At 41.5% G+C, this 18,455-nt stretch carries 21 protein-coding genes and 1 pseudogene; 6 read left to right on the forward strand and 16 right to left on the reverse strand.

The annotated features are described in order from the left end of the window. Positions 1-51 precede the first annotated feature (51 nt). Both GJB62_RS24580 and GJB62_RS24585 read right to left on the reverse strand, forming a co-directional pair. Positions 52-573, reverse strand: a complete 522-nt coding sequence (locus GJB62_RS24580) for an FKBP-type peptidyl-prolyl cis-trans isomerase (RefSeq protein ID WP_041565406.1) — start codon at positions 571-573, stop codon at positions 52-54. Positions 574-651: 78 nt separating this feature from the next. Further along, entirely contained in the window at positions 652-975 is a 324-nt protein-coding gene (locus tag GJB62_RS24585) for a phasin family protein (RefSeq protein WP_012409359.1), read from the reverse strand. A 134-nt stretch (positions 976-1,109) separates the two neighbouring features. On the opposite strand from GJB62_RS24585, the pseudogene GJB62_RS37610 reads away from it, so the two are divergent. Next, positions 1,110-1,256: pseudogene (locus tag GJB62_RS37610) on the forward strand (TIGR03792 family protein); the annotation flags it as partial. Positions 1,257-1,511: 255 nt separating this feature from the next. Here GJB62_RS37610 and GJB62_RS24595 read toward each other — a convergent pair. Continuing rightward, a complete protein-coding gene (locus GJB62_RS24595) occupies positions 1,512-1,922 on the reverse strand; it encodes a 2TM domain-containing protein (RefSeq protein ID WP_114083777.1) in 411 nt (136 codons plus the stop codon). A 514-nt stretch (positions 1,923-2,436) separates the two neighbouring features. On the opposite strand from GJB62_RS24595, the gene GJB62_RS24600 reads away from it, so the two are divergent. After that, entirely contained in the window at positions 2,437-3,810 is a 1,374-nt protein-coding gene (locus tag GJB62_RS24600; protein ID WP_114081392.1) for an IS110 family transposase, read from the forward strand. Between the two features lie 156 nt (positions 3,811-3,966). On the opposite strand, the gene GJB62_RS24605 is transcribed toward GJB62_RS24600, so the two are convergent. The 11 genes from GJB62_RS24605 to GJB62_RS24655 all read right to left on the reverse strand — a co-directional run bounded on the left by GJB62_RS24605 (position 3,967) and on the right by GJB62_RS24655 (position 12,975). After that, the gene (locus GJB62_RS24605) at positions 3,967-5,058 is read right to left on the reverse strand and encodes a T3SS effector HopA1 family protein (protein WP_114082527.1); all 1,092 of its coding nucleotides are present in this window, start codon (positions 5,056-5,058) and stop codon (positions 3,967-3,969) included. A 79-nt stretch (positions 5,059-5,137) separates the two neighbouring features. Further along, positions 5,138-6,319 (reverse strand): phosphotransferase, encoded by a 1,182-nt coding sequence (locus tag GJB62_RS24610; protein ID WP_114082526.1) that lies wholly within the window; start codon positions 6,317-6,319, stop codon positions 5,138-5,140. Positions 6,320-6,515: 196 nt separating this feature from the next. Next, positions 6,516-6,728, reverse strand: coding sequence for a hypothetical protein (locus GJB62_RS24615; protein WP_114082525.1), 213 nt, complete (start codon positions 6,726-6,728; stop codon positions 6,516-6,518). Between the two features lie 312 nt (positions 6,729-7,040). Beyond that, positions 7,041-7,307: a hypothetical protein gene (locus GJB62_RS24620; RefSeq protein ID WP_114082524.1), complete on the reverse strand. Its 267-nt coding sequence runs from the start codon at positions 7,305-7,307 to the stop codon at positions 7,041-7,043. A 120-nt stretch (positions 7,308-7,427) separates the two neighbouring features. Then, positions 7,428-7,694: a hypothetical protein gene (locus tag GJB62_RS24625; protein WP_114082523.1), complete on the reverse strand. Its 267-nt coding sequence runs from the start codon at positions 7,692-7,694 to the stop codon at positions 7,428-7,430. Positions 7,695-7,814: 120 nt separating this feature from the next. Beyond that, complete coding sequence (locus GJB62_RS24630) at positions 7,815-8,075, reverse strand: hypothetical protein (RefSeq protein ID WP_114082522.1); 261 nt, start codon at positions 8,073-8,075, stop codon at positions 7,815-7,817. 120 nt (positions 8,076-8,195) lie between these two features. Beyond that, on the reverse strand, positions 8,196-8,456 hold the full coding sequence (locus tag GJB62_RS24635) for a hypothetical protein (protein WP_114082521.1): 261 nt from the start codon (positions 8,454-8,456) through the stop codon (positions 8,196-8,198). A gap of 120 nt (positions 8,457-8,576) precedes the next feature. Further along, the gene (locus GJB62_RS24640; RefSeq protein WP_114082520.1) at positions 8,577-8,837 is read right to left on the reverse strand and encodes a hypothetical protein; all 261 of its coding nucleotides are present in this window, start codon (positions 8,835-8,837) and stop codon (positions 8,577-8,579) included. Positions 8,838-9,375: 538 nt separating this feature from the next. Next, positions 9,376-9,609, reverse strand: coding sequence for a hypothetical protein (locus GJB62_RS24645; RefSeq protein WP_114082519.1), 234 nt, complete (start codon positions 9,607-9,609; stop codon positions 9,376-9,378). A 261-nt stretch (positions 9,610-9,870) separates the two neighbouring features. Continuing rightward, complete coding sequence (locus GJB62_RS24650; RefSeq protein WP_181852860.1) at positions 9,871-11,355, reverse strand: pitrilysin family protein; 1,485 nt, start codon at positions 11,353-11,355, stop codon at positions 9,871-9,873. Between the two features lie 78 nt (positions 11,356-11,433). Beyond that, positions 11,434-12,975: a pitrilysin family protein gene (locus GJB62_RS24655; protein ID WP_245245993.1), complete on the reverse strand. Its 1,542-nt coding sequence runs from the start codon at positions 12,973-12,975 to the stop codon at positions 11,434-11,436. Positions 12,976-13,445: 470 nt separating this feature from the next. Here GJB62_RS24655 and GJB62_RS24660 point away from each other — a divergent pair, with 470 nt between their 5' ends. Next, the gene (locus GJB62_RS24660) at positions 13,446-14,060 is read left to right on the forward strand and encodes a TetR/AcrR family transcriptional regulator (protein ID WP_114082517.1); all 615 of its coding nucleotides are present in this window, start codon (positions 13,446-13,448) and stop codon (positions 14,058-14,060) included. Positions 14,061-14,205: 145 nt separating this feature from the next. Here the strand turns inward: GJB62_RS24660 and GJB62_RS24665 are convergent, their stop codons facing one another. Continuing rightward, positions 14,206-14,652: a DUF4332 domain-containing protein gene (locus GJB62_RS24665; RefSeq protein WP_114082516.1), complete on the reverse strand. Its 447-nt coding sequence runs from the start codon at positions 14,650-14,652 to the stop codon at positions 14,206-14,208. A gap of 268 nt (positions 14,653-14,920) precedes the next feature. Here GJB62_RS24665 and GJB62_RS24670 point away from each other — a divergent pair, with 268 nt between their 5' ends. Further along, positions 14,921-15,385: a DUF29 domain-containing protein gene (locus tag GJB62_RS24670; RefSeq protein ID WP_114082515.1), complete on the forward strand. Its 465-nt coding sequence runs from the start codon at positions 14,921-14,923 to the stop codon at positions 15,383-15,385. A gap of 7 nt (positions 15,386-15,392) precedes the next feature. On the opposite strand, the gene GJB62_RS24675 is transcribed toward GJB62_RS24670, so the two are convergent. Continuing rightward, on the reverse strand, positions 15,393-16,193 hold the full coding sequence (locus GJB62_RS24675) for a PhzF family phenazine biosynthesis protein (protein ID WP_114082514.1): 801 nt from the start codon (positions 16,191-16,193) through the stop codon (positions 15,393-15,395). A 485-nt stretch (positions 16,194-16,678) separates the two neighbouring features. On the opposite strand from GJB62_RS24675, the gene GJB62_RS24680 reads away from it, so the two are divergent. Next, positions 16,679-16,921, forward strand: a complete 243-nt coding sequence (locus tag GJB62_RS24680) for a hypothetical protein (RefSeq protein WP_114082513.1) — start codon at positions 16,679-16,681, stop codon at positions 16,919-16,921. A gap of 34 nt (positions 16,922-16,955) precedes the next feature. Next, positions 16,956-18,338, forward strand: a complete 1,383-nt coding sequence (locus GJB62_RS24685; protein ID WP_114082512.1) for an aminopeptidase P family protein — start codon at positions 16,956-16,958, stop codon at positions 18,336-18,338. Positions 18,339-18,455 lie beyond the last annotated feature (117 nt).

Here is an 18,455-nt window from a genome sequence, read left to right on the forward strand (position 1 = left end):
GGGGATTGGGTACTGGGAAAAGCCAATGCCCCATGCCCAATGCCCCAACCTTTATTTAACTCCCAGCAATTCCACATCAAAAATTAGAGTTGCATTGGGTGGAATCACGCCACCAGCACCACGAGCGCCATAGCCTAACTCAGATGGGATGATTAACTTACGACGGCCGCCTACTTTAATTGTGCTAACTCCTTCGTCCCAACCTTTGATTACTTGTCCAACGCCAATTTTAAAGCTGAAGGGTTGGCCGCGATCGCGTGAACTATCAAACTTAGTACCATCTTCTAGAGTGCCGACATAGTGAACTTCAACCGTTTGTCCTGGTTGAGGAGTCGCCCCAGTCCCCTCTTTTAACTCCACATACTTCAATCCAGACGGAGTAGTTACGGCATTAGCGTCAGACATAGTATTACTCGCAATTAAGATATTGTTTTCAGTTACAGTTGTGGCCGCTGGCGGCGTTTGGGTTAACTGGGCAGCAATGGCAGTATTCTGTTTACTGCCTACTTGCCCCACAGCCAAAAGCACAACACACACCAGCATGAACGCCACGCTGAGGAAAATTGGTTTCAAAATCAGTTCTCCTTACTTAAGTATCCTGGCAAAAAGATTACCAATAGGACACAATTAGTTTAAATCAGAAAGGACATCTTAACGCCAAAGCTTATTTTCCAAATCGCGCAATTGCCGCTCTAAACGGTCAATTCTACCCCGTAGTTCGTCCACTTCGGACTGTCGAGCTACGCCTAAATCTTGCATCATATTTCGCATTTGTCGTTGCATTTGGACATCCCAGTTTCCCTGCTCCGACTTTAACTGCTGGGCAATATCATCTATAACTGCCTTAGCTTGCTCAGGATTGAGCTTACCATCTTTAACCAAGTCATCGCTGACTTGGCGAAGTTTTTCTGCTACTAAAGACGTTGTGCCAAGACCCATCATCATTAGCTGTTGTAACCAGTTGTTGTTATCCATATTCCCTTCCTCTTACTTGTGTCAAAGCAGCTGACCCTTGCTCCTGAGTGTAGGCAATCAAGCTATGCGAAAAGCGTAGTTCTTCTAGCCTACATCTCTATTTTGGCAAATTAGCAAACACAGGATCGTAGGGTGTGATTATAGAACTACTCAAGTTTGAGGTTGCCCCGCATTTAAGGGAAAATTTTATCCAGAAGGACACGCAAATTTGAACAACAGCGCTGGCTGAATATCCTGGTTTTCTCGGTAAAGAGGTCTGGATCAACCTCAACTATCCTACATAAGTTATGGCGAACAGTCTCAATTAACCAAAACAAGGGGCAAAATCCCCTTGTTTGAAGGTAAGTAAAATTCCGTCACAGTCACTAATGAAGTACAGCGTAAATTCAGCCACCATCCCAATTAACTAGACAAATAGGGGCAATATCCTGCGGAAAGCCGCTTTGCCCCTACTTGTTGAGGATAGTTCAATTTTTGTCACAGTGACTAGTGAAGCGATCGCCCCAAAAATTCTCAGAATCCGACTTGAATTTTAGTTAAATTTGTGAACGCCATTTCTGAAAGGCAATCTCGTAATCCTCTGATTTACTCTGATAAACGCCCCACCAATGAAAAAATAATCCTAAACCCCATCCTAATGCTGGGAAAATAGCCCAAAAATAACCAGGACTAGTGATTAAATTCAAGAGAATGAGGAATAAATTCACTGCCAGGAAGGAAACACAATGCCCCAAAAAAGCTCTGCGTCGGAAAGTATTAAATGTGCGTCGTGACCGTTCTTCTTCTTGCTGAACTAACCACTTTTTTTCAGTTTTTTCCAAAATATCAGAAGAAATGCCTAACTCAGATGCCATTTCTATAAGCTGTTCTCGTGAAAATTCACCTTCTTGTTTCCGAGTGAGTGCTATTTCAAGGATTTTTTGCACATCTTCTGAATCGTAAGTCATTTTAACTACCTTATAAGTTTGTGTGTAAATGCGCTTTTGATTTCACGAAGTTTTCAATAGGCTTCGTTCAATTCAGTTAGCGAACGTCTCCACATTTTGCACCCAATACTTAGTGACATTCACAACCTTATTATTTTCTCACAACTGATTTAGGGCTACTGTATTTGTCAATACCTAAACCTTATTTGTGCGTAGGAGCAATTAATGAATTGACCCTACAATGTATAGTTTTGCATTGATAAAAGCGGTTGACGGACGAGGCTATGTCCGCAATGGATGAAAGAAACCAATAGATATCTCCAAAAAAAGTTTATATTAAAATTGTGTCTTGACAGTTAAGACCGCTCCCTCAATGGTGTTCTTCGCCCGTATAAAAGCGTGGTTCTAGGTTGTAACGGCAATGGCATTGGTGAAGCGCTTAGACGCTATCCCGTTTAGAAGACTGTATAATTCCGTCAACCTGGGTCAGGGCACACTCTCAATTTTGAAAAAATTTGAGACTAGGAGAACCAAAATGGCGAAAAAACGGCAATCTCCCAATCAAGCATCTAAACTAGATCCGATTCACCCAAATGCTGCTGGTATTGATATTGGTGCCCAAAATCATTGGGTATGTGTGCCATCAGGACGTGCCAACGAATGTGTGAGACGTTTTGGTTGTTACACGGCTGATTTGTACGCGATCGCAGATTGGTTAACTGAGTCTGGGGTTGAGACTGTAGCAATGGAATCAACAGGTGTGTACTGGATTCCATTGTTTCAAATTTTGGAGACTCGTGGCTTTGAGGTCAAGCTGGTCAATGCTCACCACGTCAAAACTCTACCTGGGCGCAAAACAGATGTTTTAGACTGCCAATGGCTGCAACAGTTGCACAGTTATGGATTGTTGTCAGGTTCTTTTCGTCCAGAAGATGAAATTTGTATTTTACGTAGCTATATCCGCCAACGTGATAGTCTCATCAGAAGTGCCAGTGTACATATCCAACGGATGCAGAAAGCTTTAACTCAAATGAACATACAACTGCATCAAGCAGTCAGTGATATTACAGGTACTACGGGTATGACAATCATACGTGCTATTGTCGGCGGGGAACATGACCCGCAAGTACTTGCAGCTAAAAAACATCATCGCGTCAAACGTAGTGAAGCGGAAATTGCAGCTGCGCTTAATGGTGATTACCGAAAAGAACATTTGTTCGTCTTACAACAAGAGCTACATCTCTATGATGTCTACCAATCCCAAATCGCCGAATGTGACCGTCAGATTGAGGAGTGCTTAAGTCAATTTAACGACAAAATTGATATTTCTCAGTCACCTCTTTCTCCACCCAAGCATATTCGTCATAAACCTCAAGGTAATGAACCTGCGTTTGATTTGCGTACTCATCTTTACCGCATGAGTGGAGTAGATTTTACCCGCGTTGACGGTCTTGGTGTCCTGACAGTACAAATTATTCTTTCTGAAGTTGGTTTAGATCCCAGTCGGTTCCCCACAGTCAAACACTTTACTTCTTGGCTTGGTCTTTGCCCTGGCAGCCGCATTACTGGTGGCAAAATTAAAAGTTCTCAAACTCGTCCTGTAGTCAACCGCGCCGCCAATGCTTTCCGCATGGCAGCACAAACTGCTGGTAAAAGTCATTCTGCTTTGGGTGCGTTTTATCGTCGCTTACGTTCTCGACTTGGCTCTCCTAAAGCTATTACTGCTACCGCTCATAAGATTGCCCGGATTTTTTACAAACTTTGGACAACCGGAGGAGATTATACCGATCCTGGTATGGATTATTATGAGCAACGTTATCGTGAGCGAATGGTTAATAATCTCCACAAAAAAGCCCAGGCTTTTGGTTTTGAGTTGATTCCTCAATCCTCAGAAAATCTGGTTTCTTAGAAGAGAAATAAAACTAAGTGTATTAAGAAGACTTGGAACTTAAGCCCCTTATTAAGAGTTAATGCTTAAATCCCAAGTCTTGTTATTTGCAATCTAAAATTTGGTGAGCGAAAATATGATTTTCAATCAGAAATCATGAGTATCATATTCGACAGTTCAGAGATTTAAGGAAGTGTAGATATCATCTGAATTGGCATTGAGGTAAGGACGTTGCAATTCAATTTCCCATAATGAGAAATGCCGTAGAATTGCTGCTATCTTATCTTCTGGCGTATCATTCCCTAGATGCCAAGCCTCAAGCAAACCATTAGCAACAATTTGGCATCGATGTGTACCAAAACTTTCTTGGTCGCCAAATTTACGGTCTGGTTCTTCAGCGATCGCTAACCCTGGTGCTATAAGCTTGGTAAATAAAGGTACTTGCTGCTGAAAATGCACTTGATTTTCTTTATATACCCTCTCTAAGACTGGACGAACAAGTTCATAGTCCTTTTTGTCGAAATAAAGCACTGCTGAGTCGTAACGCCCATAATCAGAAGGGTTATACAATGCTTTAAATGAGAAGGCAATGGATATAGCATTGAGTTGGGTAGTCAAATCGTTCATGACTGCAACTGAGCCTTCAGGAGTCAGATTGAAGTAGACACGTACCAAAGTTTGATAATTTCGAGCCATAGCTGCATTAGCAACTGCCATATAAAATCCGTTTTGTACCAGATTCTTAGGCATTTTGATTGATACCGAGTCACCGATATTAGCCGCTTGTTGTAAGCTATCGGGTTCAATGTGCAGCTTTAAATCGTTCTTATACACTACCAAAGTACCATCGATGTCTTCTTTTATAACCAGCCAATCATGACTCCAGTAGCCTACACCTCTGTTATTTTCATCCAAGCGATCGTAAAAAGCTATATCTACGCCAAATAATGTATTGTTTTCGAGATTTTGATTCAAAGCCAAATTCGTTGCTTCTGCATTGGATGACAAAAGACTTTTCGATGAGCCGTTGTAGTAGAGGGCGTAAAGTAAACTACGTAGTTGATAACTCAAAAACTTATTTTGAAAATCTAAAGATAATTGCTGAAAGTGAGAGACTAATGATTCTGGTACTTCCACTGAACCAAAATCTGGATGTCTAATACAGTGGTGAGATTGGATTTCAACATTATGGGCGATATCTTCTAGTGATGTCTGCAATAACTCTGGAATCTCTGACAGCTGATTTCCCAGCGAATCTAATAGTTGCATAAAAACTTGCCTGTCAAGAATGTGGAGAGATAGGGACAGACAAACAAAAAATGTTTGCGTCCCCTTGTTGACTTAGAATTTATTTTGAAGCGGGAGATAAGTTAATGGGAGAGAGGTATGATGCATCTACACCAAAAATTGTTGGTATCGATGCTTCTGGACGGCATAATAAACTCTTAGCAACCTGGAGTATGCAAATACCTTTATTACCAAAAGTTTTTTCGTGCTGGAGTTTGGCTTGAATAGATTTAATCAAAGCGAAACCGCAAAACTGCATAACTCTCTGTAAAAAATCAGGACGATGTTCTATAATTTCGGGGAAAACAGAGAGATAAGCAATTACCAACTCTCTAATGGAAGGTTGTAGCAAATGTAGAGGAGTTGTTGCTAGACGTAAAGACTCTTGAATCGCCATTGTTTTACTAGTAATCATGCTGTGTAGCCAAAGTTGCAGGTAGCTGGCTATCAGTGTTCCTAAATCACTAGCTGGATCTCCCCAAGCGCCACGTTCCCAATCAATTAATCGAATAAGACTATCATCTGAGGACGATTCATCAAAAGCAGCTTCTTCCCAACTCAGAGATAGGAGAATATTGTTTAGTTTCAGATCGTTATGGGTTAAACAACAGGGAGTGAAGGCATTACTCAACTCTGCGATCGCCTGTCCTAAGCTATCATAACGTTGATAAAGAGACAAAAATTTTAGTCCATCGGTGGGCAACTTGCCAAAAACTGCCGGGGTAACTCTATCTATGCCAAGATTCAGGTTAGGAGTTCCTTGGCTGAATATTTGGAAAAACTCCTGATAGTCTTGACGGTCAATAGATAGGCGATGGACTGATGCTAAAGTAGTTCCAACTACCCTGGCAATCTCTACGGGAAATAAATTCAAATTCTTTTCCACATAAAAATCCATCAAATCCCGATAGTTAGTTAGATAATTGAAAACAAAGATTGAATTTTCAGGATCAAAATGTACTGCCTCCGAAAAATATGAGCGAATGTCATTTAGTTCTGGAAAAGTTTGCAAAAAATTGTGAACTCGCCATTCTTTGAAAAATTCGCCAGCAGTCCTTCCCTCTCGTTTGTAAGGCTCTTGCTTAATTAGGAGTTTCCGCTCATCTGGTAAGCTGATTAATAAGTTAAAGTTTTTAGCAGGTTTTAGCTCTATTTTGCTTAAAGACTTTTCATCTTGAGTACATAATTCTTGAATAATCAGGTAATCAAAAGCATTTTGAGAACTCAATAAGAATGATGTCATAGCTTCAGTTAATCGTCAAAGTTAACAACTAAAAATTCTTGCGTAATTAGAAGACATTCTTAATAGATTGATCATCTATTATGTCTACATCGCTATGTGTAGATTGTCATACAATACCTATTGTTTACGGATGTACGAATCAATCAATAAAAGCTTAAAGCAACTCCAGTAGTTTTGCACTTTTTGAATCGATTCACTATTGAGTATTGAATGATTTTGCTAAATCTGCAATTTCATGGATAGTAAATGCCAACAAGGCAAATTGAAGATTTTTCAAACCATAGTTAAGAATCTGAGTAAGATCGTCATCTGCACCAGCATATATAGATATGTAATCTATGTTGCTAATATCTATGAGTAAACCTTCTGAATCATCGGTATGAAGATCAGAAATAGTAATTCTTGACATGGATTTCAATTCCCAAAAATCTTGATCAATTAGTCAATATGAGAATAATTAAGCATCAATTGCTTAATCATCTCACTCGTAGTCAGGAAAAAACTAATAAAATTGATCAACTGCTATGATTGATATTGATGAAGCTGTAAATTGCTTAATCCGATCGGCTATCCTTATTTTTGATAATAAAGAAAGCTGATTATTAATCATATCGGTTTATTCAAAGCTATTTATTACAGCAGAATCTGGCAGCGATTAAGCATGACACAGCTTAATCGCTAATTCAAAAAGTTCTACAGAGCAATGTAGCTCAGTAGTCAATTAAAAGTGAGTATCAACGTCGCTAAATGATTTGACGATGTGTGCAGTCAAGCTAGCTCCAAAGGCTAACAATGCAAATTCTTGTCCCTTAGCACCGTAAGCTAAAAGTGGGTCTATACCTTCGCCAACACTGGAAACATCACCACCATTACTACCACCATAAATAGTGATAGAATCTACATTATTCAGGTCGTTGAGGAAGCTTTCAGAATCTTGGAACAGTTCAGAACCAGTGGTATTTAGTTGTGAAAGAGCGATACTAGCCATAATTTTCTCCTAAGATAATTGTCACAATTGAGCAGATTTGACAGCGATTAAGCAATGCACAGCTTAATCGCTAATTCAACAAGTTCCACAAAGCAATGTAGCTCAGTAGTAAACTACAAATTAAATCCAAGGATCAGTATCGCTGAAGGACTTGACGATGTGTGCAGTCAAGCTAGCTCCAAAGGCTAACAATGCAAATTCTTGTCCCTTAATACCGTAAGCTAAAAGTGGGTCTATACCTTCGCCAACACTGGAAACATCACCACCATTACTACCACCATAAATAGTAATGGAATCTACATTATTTAGGTCGTTGAGGAAGCTTTCAGAATCTTGGAACAGTTCAGAACCAGTGGTATTTAGCTGCGAAAGAGCGATACTAGCCATAATTTTCTCCTAAGATAATTGTTACAATTCAGCAGATTTGACAGCGATTAAGCAATACACAGCTTAATCGCTAATTCAACAAGTTCCACAGAGCAATGTAGCTCAGTAGTAAACTACAAATTAAAAATGAGTATCACTGTCGCTAAATGACTTGACGATGTGTGCAGTCAAGCTAGCTCCAAAGGCTAACAATGCAAATTCTTGTCCCTTAATACCGTAAGCTAAAAGTGGGTCTATACCTTCGGCAACGCTGGAAACATCATTACCACCACCATAAACAGTGATAGAATCTACATTGTTCAGGTCGTTGAGGAAGCTTTCAGAATCTTGGAACAGTTCAGAACCAGTGGTATTTAGTTGTGAAAGAGCGATACTAGCCATAATTTTCTCCTAAGATAATTGTCACAATTCAGCAGATTTGACAGCGATTAAGCTGTGTATCGCTTAATCGCTAATTCAACAAGTTCCACAAAGCAATGTAGCTCAGTAGTAAACTACAAATTAAAAATGAGTATCAACGTCGCTGAAGGACTTGACGATGTGTGCAGTCAAGCTAGCTCCGAAGCCTAACAATGCGAACTCTTGTCCCTTAACACCGTAAGCTAAGAGTGGGCCTAAACCACTGGCAACACTGGAAATATTGTTACCACCACCATAAACAGTGATAGAATCTACATTGTTTAGGTCGTTGAGGAAGCTTTCAGAATCTTGGAACAGTTCAGAACCAGTGGTATTTAGTTGTGAAAGAGCGATACTAGCCATAATTTTCTCCTAAGATAATTGTCACAATTGAGCAGATTTGACAGCGATTAAGCAATGCACAGCTTAATCGCTAATTCAACAAGTTCCACAGAGCAATGTAGCTCAGTAGTAAACTACAAATTAAATCCAAGGATCAGTATCGCTGAAGGACTTGACGATGTGTGCAGTCAAGCTAGCTCCAAAGGCTAATAATGCAAACTCTTGTCCCTTAATACCGTAAGCTAATAGTGGATCTAAGCCATCGGCAACGCTGGAAACATCATTACCACCACCATAAACAGTGATAGAATCTACATTATTTAGGTCGTTGAGGAAGCTTTCAGAATCTTGGAACAGTTCAGAACCAGTGGTATTTAGTTGTGAAAGAGCGATACTAGCCATAATTTTCTCCTACAATAATTCGTCCCATTTAAAGAGACTTTGGCAGCGATTAAGCTGTGTATTGCTTAACTGCTGATTCCATTTTTATTCATAAAATTTAGAAAGATCAAGCTTGTAAGCCTGATTTGTAAGACATAAATAAATGGGTTGCGTCTTTATTGATGGCTTTATTTTTATTCAAAAAATGTTTAGAAAATATGCTATATTTTTTGTAAAAATTAGCGATCTAAAGATTACCAACTTCTTTTGATAAGTTGAGAGTCTAACTTTTCATAAATCAATACGCTTGGGTTAAGAAGAATAGTAGGTTGGGTTGAGCAACAGTGAAACCCAACATTATCAAGGCTTTGTTGGGTTTCGTTCCTCAACCCAATCTACACCATTTTTAGTTTTTAGCCTTAACTGAATTTCATGCAATTGAGAACCGCTATAGTTATGTATTCAATCAATTGCCAAAATCTGTAAACAAAAATCGTGCGCTCTTGATTAATCTAAGAGCGCACGAGTTTAATGACTATAAGATTCTGATTGTTCACAATTATTGTAAACCAGTCAGTTGTTGTCGGAGGTCTACTATTTGCTGTTCTATGTTGCTTAACCAATCATTAACAGTCTCTTTTATATTTTCTCTTGAAAGTGCGCCAGAAGTATCTTCCTCGTCTCTTGTTGATCTTCTTCTTCTTCCACCCTCTACAGTTCTCATTTCCCAATCGGTTAGTTCGGTGAGCAGATTCACGTCACTATTAGGATGCAGGTTAGATATTAAGATCATGACTATTGATGTACCTCACAAAATCTAGTGATATTAATTGATCTAGTCTGAGATAACATTAAGCTAAAAATCCAGACTCCATCATTTGTATTTTGCAATAAAATCTTAGTCATTTAACTTTTTAAAGCTAATTTTCAAGACATAACTAAAGGATTTTCGTCTTTAAAAGAGATGATTTATATTCTGATCTTGTTTGTCTCCCTAAATGGGTAGAGACGCGATTTATCGCGTCTCTACTTATCGTGACGATCGCAATTTGGATTAATTCTTCGCCTGTGGTTGCGAACCAGGAATGGTTACATCTATTGGTGTCACCGTTGCTGCTAGCTGCGTCAATGGCGGTTGAATGGCGGTTTGATTCCCCACCACTAGAGTCACAAGCTTTTCTGGCTTGAGGTATTCTCGTGCTACCCGTTGCACGTCAGCAGCTGTAGTGGCGGCGACGGCTTTTTGATAGCGAAAGAGAAAATCAGCCGGATAGCCGTAATATTCGTATCGCATCAACCGTGACAAGGTTTGGCTGGGGTCTTGAAAGTTGAATACAAAGGAGTTGAGTGTAGATTCTTTGGCAAAAGCTAGTTCTTTTGCTGTCACTCTTTGGGTTTGAATGCGTTTGATTTCAGCTTGTAAGGCTTTGACAAACTGCACGGTAGCATCCGATCGCGTTTGTCCACCAGCGACAAACATGCCAGGATAGTCGTAGCGGGGACTCCACTGGCCATAAACAGAGTAAGCTAAACCTTGGCGCGATCGCAATTCATTAAATAAGCGTCCACCAAATCCATTTAACACTCCATTCAAGACATCCAGCGCCGCATAATCCGGGCTGTCAAACCGTCCGCCTAAATGGCCGAGAAGCACACTACTTTGGGTTAATTGTGGCTGATTGACAAAAAAGACTCCACCTGTATTAGCTGGTGAAACTGATGGTAATTTGGGTTTGGCAATACCTGGGTTGCGATTCCAGTCGCCAAACTTAGCTTGAATGAGCGATCGCATTTTCTTAGAGTCAAAATCCCCCACAATCCCCAAAATTATATTATTAGGGTGGAAATATTGCTGATAAAACTTGAGCAAATCTTCACGCTCAACTTGATCCACCGTTGCATACTCTATGGTGCGAGAGTATGGACTATCTTTGCCATAGATCAATTTCTTAAATTCTCGATTGGCAATCCCATCTGGATTGTCATTGCGACGAGCAATACCACCCTTCGCTTGCGTCTTAGCCAAGTCTAGCTTCTCTTGAGCAAATGCAGGCGATCGCAACACCTCGGCAAATAGCCCAAACACCGTTTCTAAATCTTCACTCAGCGCATCAAAGCTAGCACTACCAGAACCTTCGCCAATACTAGCTTCTACAGATGCCGCTCGTTGTTCTAATATCTCATTGAGTTCATCAGCCGAATGTTGCTTAGTTCCTCCAGTTCGCATCACCGCACCTGTAAAACCAGCTAACCCAACTTTCTCCATTGGTTCCAAGCGATTTCCTGTCCGCACAAATGCCGTCCCATTCACCAACGGCAATTCGTGATCCTCCATCAAATAGACAACCAAGCCATTTTGAAGCACAAACCGTTCATATTTCGGTATCTTAATCTCAGGTAGCGCTGGCAACTGCAACTCACTATAATGCTTTGCCTCAGTCGTCGCCGCCAGAGAGAAATTACAAGTTAAAAGTAAACACGCAAAAACAGCAACCAAAGCATAAATTAACCCCTTCCCATTTTTGATTTTCAACGCCATCCGCCTTTTACCCTTCACCTTGTACCTCTTCATATCTCTCTTCCTCTGCGCCCTTTGCGCCTCTGCGGTTCGTTTCTCTTATCCTTCTTTCGACAACAACTTCCCAATCGTGCGATTTCCCGGCGTAAACGTCTCCTTCGCCACTCTTTGAATATCAGCCGTCGTTACCGCCGAAATATCATCCAACTGCTTAAACAAATTCCGCCAAGAGCCAGTTTTCACCTCATATTCCAACAATTGTTGAGCCATCCCCATATTTGAATCGAGGGTACGTAACAAGCCCGCCCGTGCTTGAGTTTTCACCCGTTCCAAATCAACCGCCGCGACAGGCTCAGTTTTTAATTTGTCAATTTCTTGGCGCAAAGCCACCGCCACTTCATCAACTGTATGACCAGGAGCCGTGAGAGCATAGAAAAATATCAGATTTGGATACTTATCTCCAGGAAATCCACTGTAACCTTGAGCATTTAGCGCCAAACGCTGTTTTTCTACCAAAGACTTATACAAGCGCGACGTGCGCCCATCACTTAATAAACTACCAATGATTTCATAGGTTGCATTATCTGGATGGGTAACTGCCGGACGATGATAACCTTCTAAATACCAGGGTTGAGAAGGAAGTTGTAAACTAACTTCCCGTGTTTGTTTTTGTGGCGGTTCCACCGGGATTTGTTCAACAGCTTTGGTTTTTGCTTTATAGCGACCAAAATAAGTTTGCGCCAGTTTTTTCACCTCAGCCGGGTTAACATCTCCAACAATAGCGATCGCTAAATTACTTGGTACATAGTGAGTATCAAAGAAATTTTGGACATCATCTGGTGTCAGATTGCGGATATCTTGGTCATAACCAATCACCGGACGCTTGTATGGATGGACTTTGTAAGCAGTATCGATAAACTTTTCCACCATTTGTCCAATGGGTGAATTCTCTATCCGCATCCGTCGTTCTTCTAAAATTACATCTTTCTCTTTATAAAACTCACGACGAATTACCGGATCGAGAAATCGTTCCGACTCCAACGACATCCACAGTTCCAGCTTATTGGCAGGAAAACTGTAAAAATAACGGGTAGCTTCGGTTGAAGTATTAGCATTTAAACCAACACCTCCCGCTTGTTCCACAATTTGCCCCAATTCGTTTTGCTTGACAAGCTTACCTGCTTGTGATTCTACTTGCTTAAACTCAGTTTCTAACCGCGCAACCTCATCTTTTTTGCCATCGGCTTTCGCTTTTTTAATTTGAGTATCTAACTGCTGCAATCTATCTAGTAGAGGTTTTTCTGCTTTGTAGTCTTGTGTACCAATGCGCGTTGTACCTTTAAACGCCAAATGTTCTAGAAAGTGAGCCACACCGGTTTTACCATCTGGCTCATCCACACCACCAACATTTGCATAAGTCAGGAAGGAAACCACAGGTGCTTGATGCCGTTCTAAGACAAGGAATTTTAGACCATTGTCGAGGCGAAACTCCGTTAACTGTTTAATGACTCGATCCAGATAAGGTTGGATCGAACTTTGAACTGGTGGAGTTTGAGTTTTGGTTTCTTGAGGAGGTGCAATTTGAGTTTGAGCTAGAGCAATTTCTGGTAGCAATCCCCACCAGAAAACGCTCAAAGCCAACAAAGTGACAAACAACCGCCGTAATATGACAGATACAGAATTTACACAGAAGAGATCCCCCAACCCCCTTAAAAAGGGGGCTTTTGAGATCCCCCCCTTTTTAAGGGGAGCCAGCGCGGTCTTCTCTGCGAGACGCTGCGCGATAGCGAAGCTGTAGCGAGTCATCGAGCGTCTGGGGTCTCCCCCGCCGCAGGATGCGCGAAGCGCTGTAGTGGAGCGACTGGCGTGGGTTAGGGGGGATCTAAGTTTTAGGCTTTGAGTGCGTAAGTCCTGCAAAATCCCCAATCTAAAATCCAAAAATGACCGACTGATCTGGTTCATAAGCAAAAATTAAGATAAAGTTACACTACCTAAGAAACAGGATACTTAGCAAAAGGACGTTAATGTTGTATTAAGCTTGTTGAGCTTTTTTACTTGACGTTAGACAATAATGCTACAAATCGTGTTCCGCACATTTCACCATAACTGTTATGCGAGTTTTTAATTCTTCCCCACCCTCAGAGGCTCAGACGCGCACCCGAATTTTACAGGCAGCACAACGGTTGTTCGCCTCTCAAGGATTTGACGGCACTACCACCCGTGATTTAGCGCAGGCGGCAGGTGTAGCTGAAGGCACTCTATTTCGTCATTTTCCCAATAAAAAAGCAATTTTAGTAGAAGTAGCCACAAGTGGCTGGGTAGAAATTTTAACAGATTTGCTAACAGAATTAAGTGAAATGGGCAGCTATAAAGCTGTAGCTCAAGTGATGCGTCGCCGGATGTGGAACTTTCAAAAAAATGCCGATTTGATGCGCGTTTGTTTTATGGAGGTGCAGTTTCACCCCGATTTGCGCGATCGCATTCAATTAGAAGTCATTACCAAAATGACCGATGTCGGCGAAGCATTCTTCCAAACAGCAATGGATAAAGGCATTTATCGCAAAACGGACGCAAAGCTAGTTGCTAAAGTTTTCTTGGGAATGTTTGCGATCGCAGGTTTTTCTAACAATACCCTCATCGAACCTGACGCTTCCCCCCAACAAATGCAGGAAATGGCTGAAGGACTCGCTGATATCTTCCTTAATGGTGTCTTGGTTAAAGATTAGGGGATTGGGCATTGGGCATTGGGAAGAGGACTTGGGGACAAGGAGAATTGGGGACAAGGGGAAAGACTTGTTTCAAGTTCTCACTTCTTGTCCCCTGTCCCTTTGTCCCCTTGTCCCCTTGTCCCCCCGCCCCCTGCCCCATTCCCTATTCCCTATTCAGCACTATTTTCGCCTGCTGACTCCACTGTTGTACTAGCTCAATTGCTGGACACAAATCTCGTCGCTGCATTGTTGCTACTTGCAAGCGCATAATTTGTTGGTGCAATCGGTGAGTGGGAGTCTGTGCTAACTGTGTCACGGAACCAATACCTGCATGGAGCAATAAACCACAATATTGTATGCCTACACTAGGAATACGCGCCAAGTCAGCTAAAGCCATCCATTTATTTACATACTGAAGATGAATCTGTAATTTATTTGCTAACGCCAGCCGTGCCTCTAGAGTCTTTCCTTGTTTGACTAGCGCTACTGTGCTACTAATCCCACAATTTTGCAGTTGTGATTGCTCCTCGTGGCTGAGTCCAGGTAATTGCTCGATTGGCCAGTCACGAGATGCGAGCAGATTTCGATTATTTGTATTTTTAGCAGACATTTTAAAACTAAATATAGGCTTGTTCACTCACATATACAGCAATCCTAAATCATTCATGAACAACAAGATACCCTCCTCTGATTAGAAGTCGGGTATCTAAGCCTTAAAGTCTTGGCGTTTTTCCTGCCACTCTATGGGAATATTTCACATCTAAATGTGACCTACTACAATGGCATTGTATCGACTAACAATGCCATTGCATCGACTAACATTAAGATGGGCGTAATAGTTAAAATCTAACTCGTTCATAGTGGATTGCAGAAAACCTATGACACCGATTCCGAAAAGCGCAGCCCAGTTGTATGAAATAGACTTTGTAGCATGGACAGAAAAGACTGTACAACTTATTCGTGCTGAACAATTTGAACAGGTAGACTGGGATAGTGTGATTGAGGAAATTGAGAACTTGGGACGGTCTGAACGGCGGGAATTGAAAAGCCGCTTGGAGGTATTATTACAGCATTTGTTAAAGTGGCAATATCAGTCTAGTTTGCGGAGTGGCTCTTGGCGAAATACGATTAACGAGCAACGTAATCGGATTACAGATTTGTTACAAGAGAGTCCTAGCCTCAAGTCATATCCAGAAGAAGTTTTAGCCCAATGTTACGATCGCGGATTGAAAGCTGCTAGTAATGAAACTGAACTACCAATAAATACCTTTCCAGTAGAATGTTCTTATCTCATTACCCAAGTTCTCGATGCTGAGTTTTTGCCGGATGCGATTGATTTGTAATACAGGCTTATGTAGTAAATAACTCACCTCGCAGAACAGTTACCGCTTGTCCGGCGAGAAAAACGCGATCGCCTCCGGTATAGCGTACTTTTACCACTCCACCGCGACGGGATGCTTGATAAGCCAATAACTCATCTTTGTGTAAGCGATCGCGCCAGAAGGGAGCAAGACAGCAATGGGTAGCGCCAGTTACAGGGTCTTCATCAATTCCTAAACCCGGTGCAAATAAACGAGAGACGAAATCATATTCAGAATCAGAGTCGGTAAGGCTGGTGACAATGATCTCAGAAATAGGCAAAGTTTTTAATATTTGAAAATTTGGCTGTACTTGCCGTACCAAATCTTCAGATTCCAATTCCACTAAATAGCCAAAAGAATTTAAAAAAACAGATTTGTATGGTACACCCAAAGCAGCCTTAAGTTCTCGTGGGGCGATTGTTTCTTGTGAGTGATTCACAGGAAAATCTAACTCAATCCACTCATCTTGCAAGTTAGCAATCAGCAATCCGCTTTTGGTGTAGAACCGCGCAACTTCATTCTCCGACAAATGCCCCTCTGTCCAAAGTACATGGGCACTAGCTAAGGTTGCGTGACCACAAAGAGGCACTTCTATCGTCGGCGTAAACCAACGCAGATTGAAGCCATCATCCTGTTTAACTAAAAAAGCCGTCTCAGATAAATTCATCTCCTGCGCCACATTCTGCATCCAGCGTTCATTGTGGCGAGTAGGCAAAACACAGACAGCAGCAGGATTTCCTGCGAAAGGTCTATTGGTAAAAGCATCAACTTGAGTAATGATTTGTCCCATTAGAGTCACCCTAAAAATTAGATAGCAATATACTTATCAGGAGTGTGTTAGAAATTTATGCCGATAGTTAACATTATTTTTAAGCCCATTGCTACGCGTCTATAGCGCACTAAAGTTCATTTAAGCATTTATTGTTTCTCTGTGTATCTACCCTCTGTGCCTTGTTCCAAAAACAAAAATTTATAGCTTTAACCCAAGCGTATTAGTCTATAGGGATTCTCGATGTGAAATACAGCCAGTGGTTCATAAGGACAGACAGCCATGCTGTTACAGCAACAGGACTTACGTAATAAAATAGCCCAAACCTTTATTCTTCGGTAGAGGCAATTCATGTAGACGCAAAGCGTCTTCCCGCAGGGTATTGCCTCTACCGCGTGTAGTTTTGCGTAAGTCCTAATCAAAATGGAAATCGCTATATACAGTACCTTATAAATTAGGAATACAATCTCCACAAACTAGGGTAAATGTTCAAGGAAAACCGAAACATGAGCATAAAAATCTTCAGAAGCATCTTTGCTGCTGTCAACTTAGCGCTAATTTCTGGAGGATTAGTTAGTTGTGCTGTTGAAGTACCACAGCCACTTGCACCAACTGAGCAACAAAAACCAGTTCTGCAACCTAACCAGAACGACAATGATGATGGCGATCGCAAAAATCGCAAAGATGATGATGATGATGGTGATCGCAAAAATCGCAAAGACGATGACGATAAAGAAGATAACGACTAAATAAAGGCAAAACTATAACCTGAAGTTTCCATTTATGCTTATCCCACAAACTTCTACTTCCCTCGCCGATTGTTTACGCCTCCGACGGCAAAAATTAGCAAACCTCATTAAGTTTCCCGTAATTCTGTGGTCAGGTAGCAACAGTCCCCGCAACTTTCCAGCAAATCCCTTTCCATTTCGCGCTAACAGTCATTTCCTATATTTTGCCGGACTACCATTATCAAATGCGGCAATTCGTTTAGAAGGGGGCAAGCTAGAACTATTTATGGACGATCCATCACCTAGTAGCACCCTTTGGCATGGAGAAATGCCAACGTGCAATGAAATAGCCCAGAAGATTGGGGCAGATATGGCTCGACCAATGGCAGAATTAGAGTCTTGGGTGGAAGATGCTGTCACACTTGCTGTACAAGATGCAGCGACATGGACGCAACAATCACAGCTATTAAATAGATGGGTTTTACCCCAAAGTCCTCCCCAAGGAATTGACTTAGATTTAGCTAAAGCGATCGCTTCTATCCGCCTCACTCACGATGAAGCTGCATTAACCGAGTTGCGAAAAGCTGCTGCTGTCACTGTTGAAGCACACAAAGCTGGGATGGCAGCAACACCTCAAGCCAAACTAGAAGCAGAAGTTCGCGCCGCGATGGAAGGGGTAATTATTGCCCACAATATGACCACCTCTTACAACAGTATTGTCACCGTTCACGGCGAAGTTTTGCATAACGAACACTATCACCACCCCTTGCAACCAGGTGATTTACTGCTTGCCGATGTTGGCGCTGAAACTGAGATGGGTTGGGCAGGTGATGTCACTCGTACATGGCCAGTTTCCGGTAAGTTTTCATCTACCCAGAGAGATATTTATAATGTAGTGCTGGCGGCTCATGATGCTTGCATTGCCAAAATACAGCCTGGTGTAGAGTATGAGGATATTCATCTATTAGCTGCCACTGTTATAGCTGAAGGTTTAGTAGAGTTAGGCATTTTCCAAGGGAATCCCCAATATTTAGTAGAGATGGATGCCCACGCGCTGTTTTTCCCTCATGGTATCGGTCATCTACTGGGTTTAGATGTCCATGATATGGAAGATTTGGGAGATTTAGCAGGGTATGAAGAAGGACGCAAAAGGAGTGATCGCTTTGGCTTAAGCTACCTCCGTTTAAATCGTCCCCTGCGTCCAGGAATGTTAGTTACAATTGAGCCTGGTTTTTATCAAGTGCCAGCAATTTTAAATGATGCCAATGTTCGCTCAAAATATCAGAATGTGGTGAACTGGCAGCGTTTATCTGAATTTGCCGATGTGCGCGGAATCCGCATCGAAGATGATGTTTTAGTTACGGCAGAAGGTAGCGAAGTTTTAACAGCTGCATTACCGAATGATGCTGATACTATAGAAAATTTAGTAGGTCGTTAATCTAGCCTTTAAAAGTGGTAAAAATTTTGGTCAATAACTCTTTACTCTGTGTTCTCTGCGCCTCTGTGGTTCAAAAAATTGTAAACCGCAGAGTCACAGAGAGCGCTGAGAAAAAAT

The sequence above is a fragment of the Nostoc sp. ATCC 53789 genome (assembly GCF_009873495.1).
GTDB lineage: Bacteria > Cyanobacteriota > Cyanobacteriia > Cyanobacteriales > Nostocaceae > Nostoc > Nostoc muscorum_A.

What these genes read in the sequence shown, in the direction of transcription:
- GJB62_RS24585 (WP_012409359.1), bottom strand. Translation starts at nt 975, where the DNA reads ATGGATAACAACAACTGGTTACAACAGCTAATGATGATGGGTCTTGGC.
- GJB62_RS24595 (WP_114083777.1), bottom strand. Translation starts at nt 1,922, where the DNA reads ATGACTTACGATTCAGAAGATGTGCAAAAAATCCTTGAAATAGCACTC.
- GJB62_RS24600 (WP_114081392.1), top strand. Translation starts at nt 2,437, where the DNA reads ATGGCGAAAAAACGGCAATCTCCCAATCAAGCATCTAAACTAGATCCG.
- GJB62_RS24605 (WP_114082527.1), bottom strand. Translation starts at nt 5,058, where the DNA reads ATGCAACTATTAGATTCGCTGGGAAATCAGCTGTCAGAGATTCCAGAG.
- GJB62_RS24610 (WP_114082526.1), bottom strand. Translation starts at nt 6,319, where the DNA reads ATGACATCATTCTTATTGAGTTCTCAAAATGCTTTTGATTACCTGATT.
- GJB62_RS24615 (WP_114082525.1), bottom strand. Translation starts at nt 6,728, where the DNA reads ATGTCAAGAATTACTATTTCTGATCTTCATACCGATGATTCAGAAGGT.
- GJB62_RS24620 (WP_114082524.1), bottom strand. Translation starts at nt 7,307, where the DNA reads ATGGCTAGTATCGCTCTTTCACAACTAAATACCACTGGTTCTGAACTG.
- GJB62_RS24625 (WP_114082523.1), bottom strand. Translation starts at nt 7,694, where the DNA reads ATGGCTAGTATCGCTCTTTCGCAGCTAAATACCACTGGTTCTGAACTG.
- GJB62_RS24630 (WP_114082522.1), bottom strand. Translation starts at nt 8,075, where the DNA reads ATGGCTAGTATCGCTCTTTCACAACTAAATACCACTGGTTCTGAACTG.
- GJB62_RS24635 (WP_114082521.1), bottom strand. Translation starts at nt 8,456, where the DNA reads ATGGCTAGTATCGCTCTTTCACAACTAAATACCACTGGTTCTGAACTG.
- GJB62_RS24640 (WP_114082520.1), bottom strand. Translation starts at nt 8,837, where the DNA reads ATGGCTAGTATCGCTCTTTCACAACTAAATACCACTGGTTCTGAACTG.
- GJB62_RS24645 (WP_114082519.1), bottom strand. Translation starts at nt 9,609, where the DNA reads ATGATCTTAATATCTAACCTGCATCCTAATAGTGACGTGAATCTGCTC.
- GJB62_RS24650 (WP_181852860.1), bottom strand. Translation starts at nt 11,355, where the DNA reads ATGGCGTTGAAAATCAAAAATGGGAAGGGGTTAATTTATGCTTTGGTT.
- GJB62_RS24660 (WP_114082517.1), top strand. Translation starts at nt 13,446, where the DNA reads ATGCGAGTTTTTAATTCTTCCCCACCCTCAGAGGCTCAGACGCGCACC.
- GJB62_RS24665 (WP_114082516.1), bottom strand. Translation starts at nt 14,652, where the DNA reads ATGTCTGCTAAAAATACAAATAATCGAAATCTGCTCGCATCTCGTGAC.
- GJB62_RS24670 (WP_114082515.1), top strand. Translation starts at nt 14,921, where the DNA reads ATGACACCGATTCCGAAAAGCGCAGCCCAGTTGTATGAAATAGACTTT.
- GJB62_RS24675 (WP_114082514.1), bottom strand. Translation starts at nt 16,193, where the DNA reads ATGGGACAAATCATTACTCAAGTTGATGCTTTTACCAATAGACCTTTC.
- GJB62_RS24680 (WP_114082513.1), top strand. Translation starts at nt 16,679, where the DNA reads ATGAGCATAAAAATCTTCAGAAGCATCTTTGCTGCTGTCAACTTAGCG.
- GJB62_RS24685 (WP_114082512.1), top strand. Translation starts at nt 16,956, where the DNA reads ATGCTTATCCCACAAACTTCTACTTCCCTCGCCGATTGTTTACGCCTC.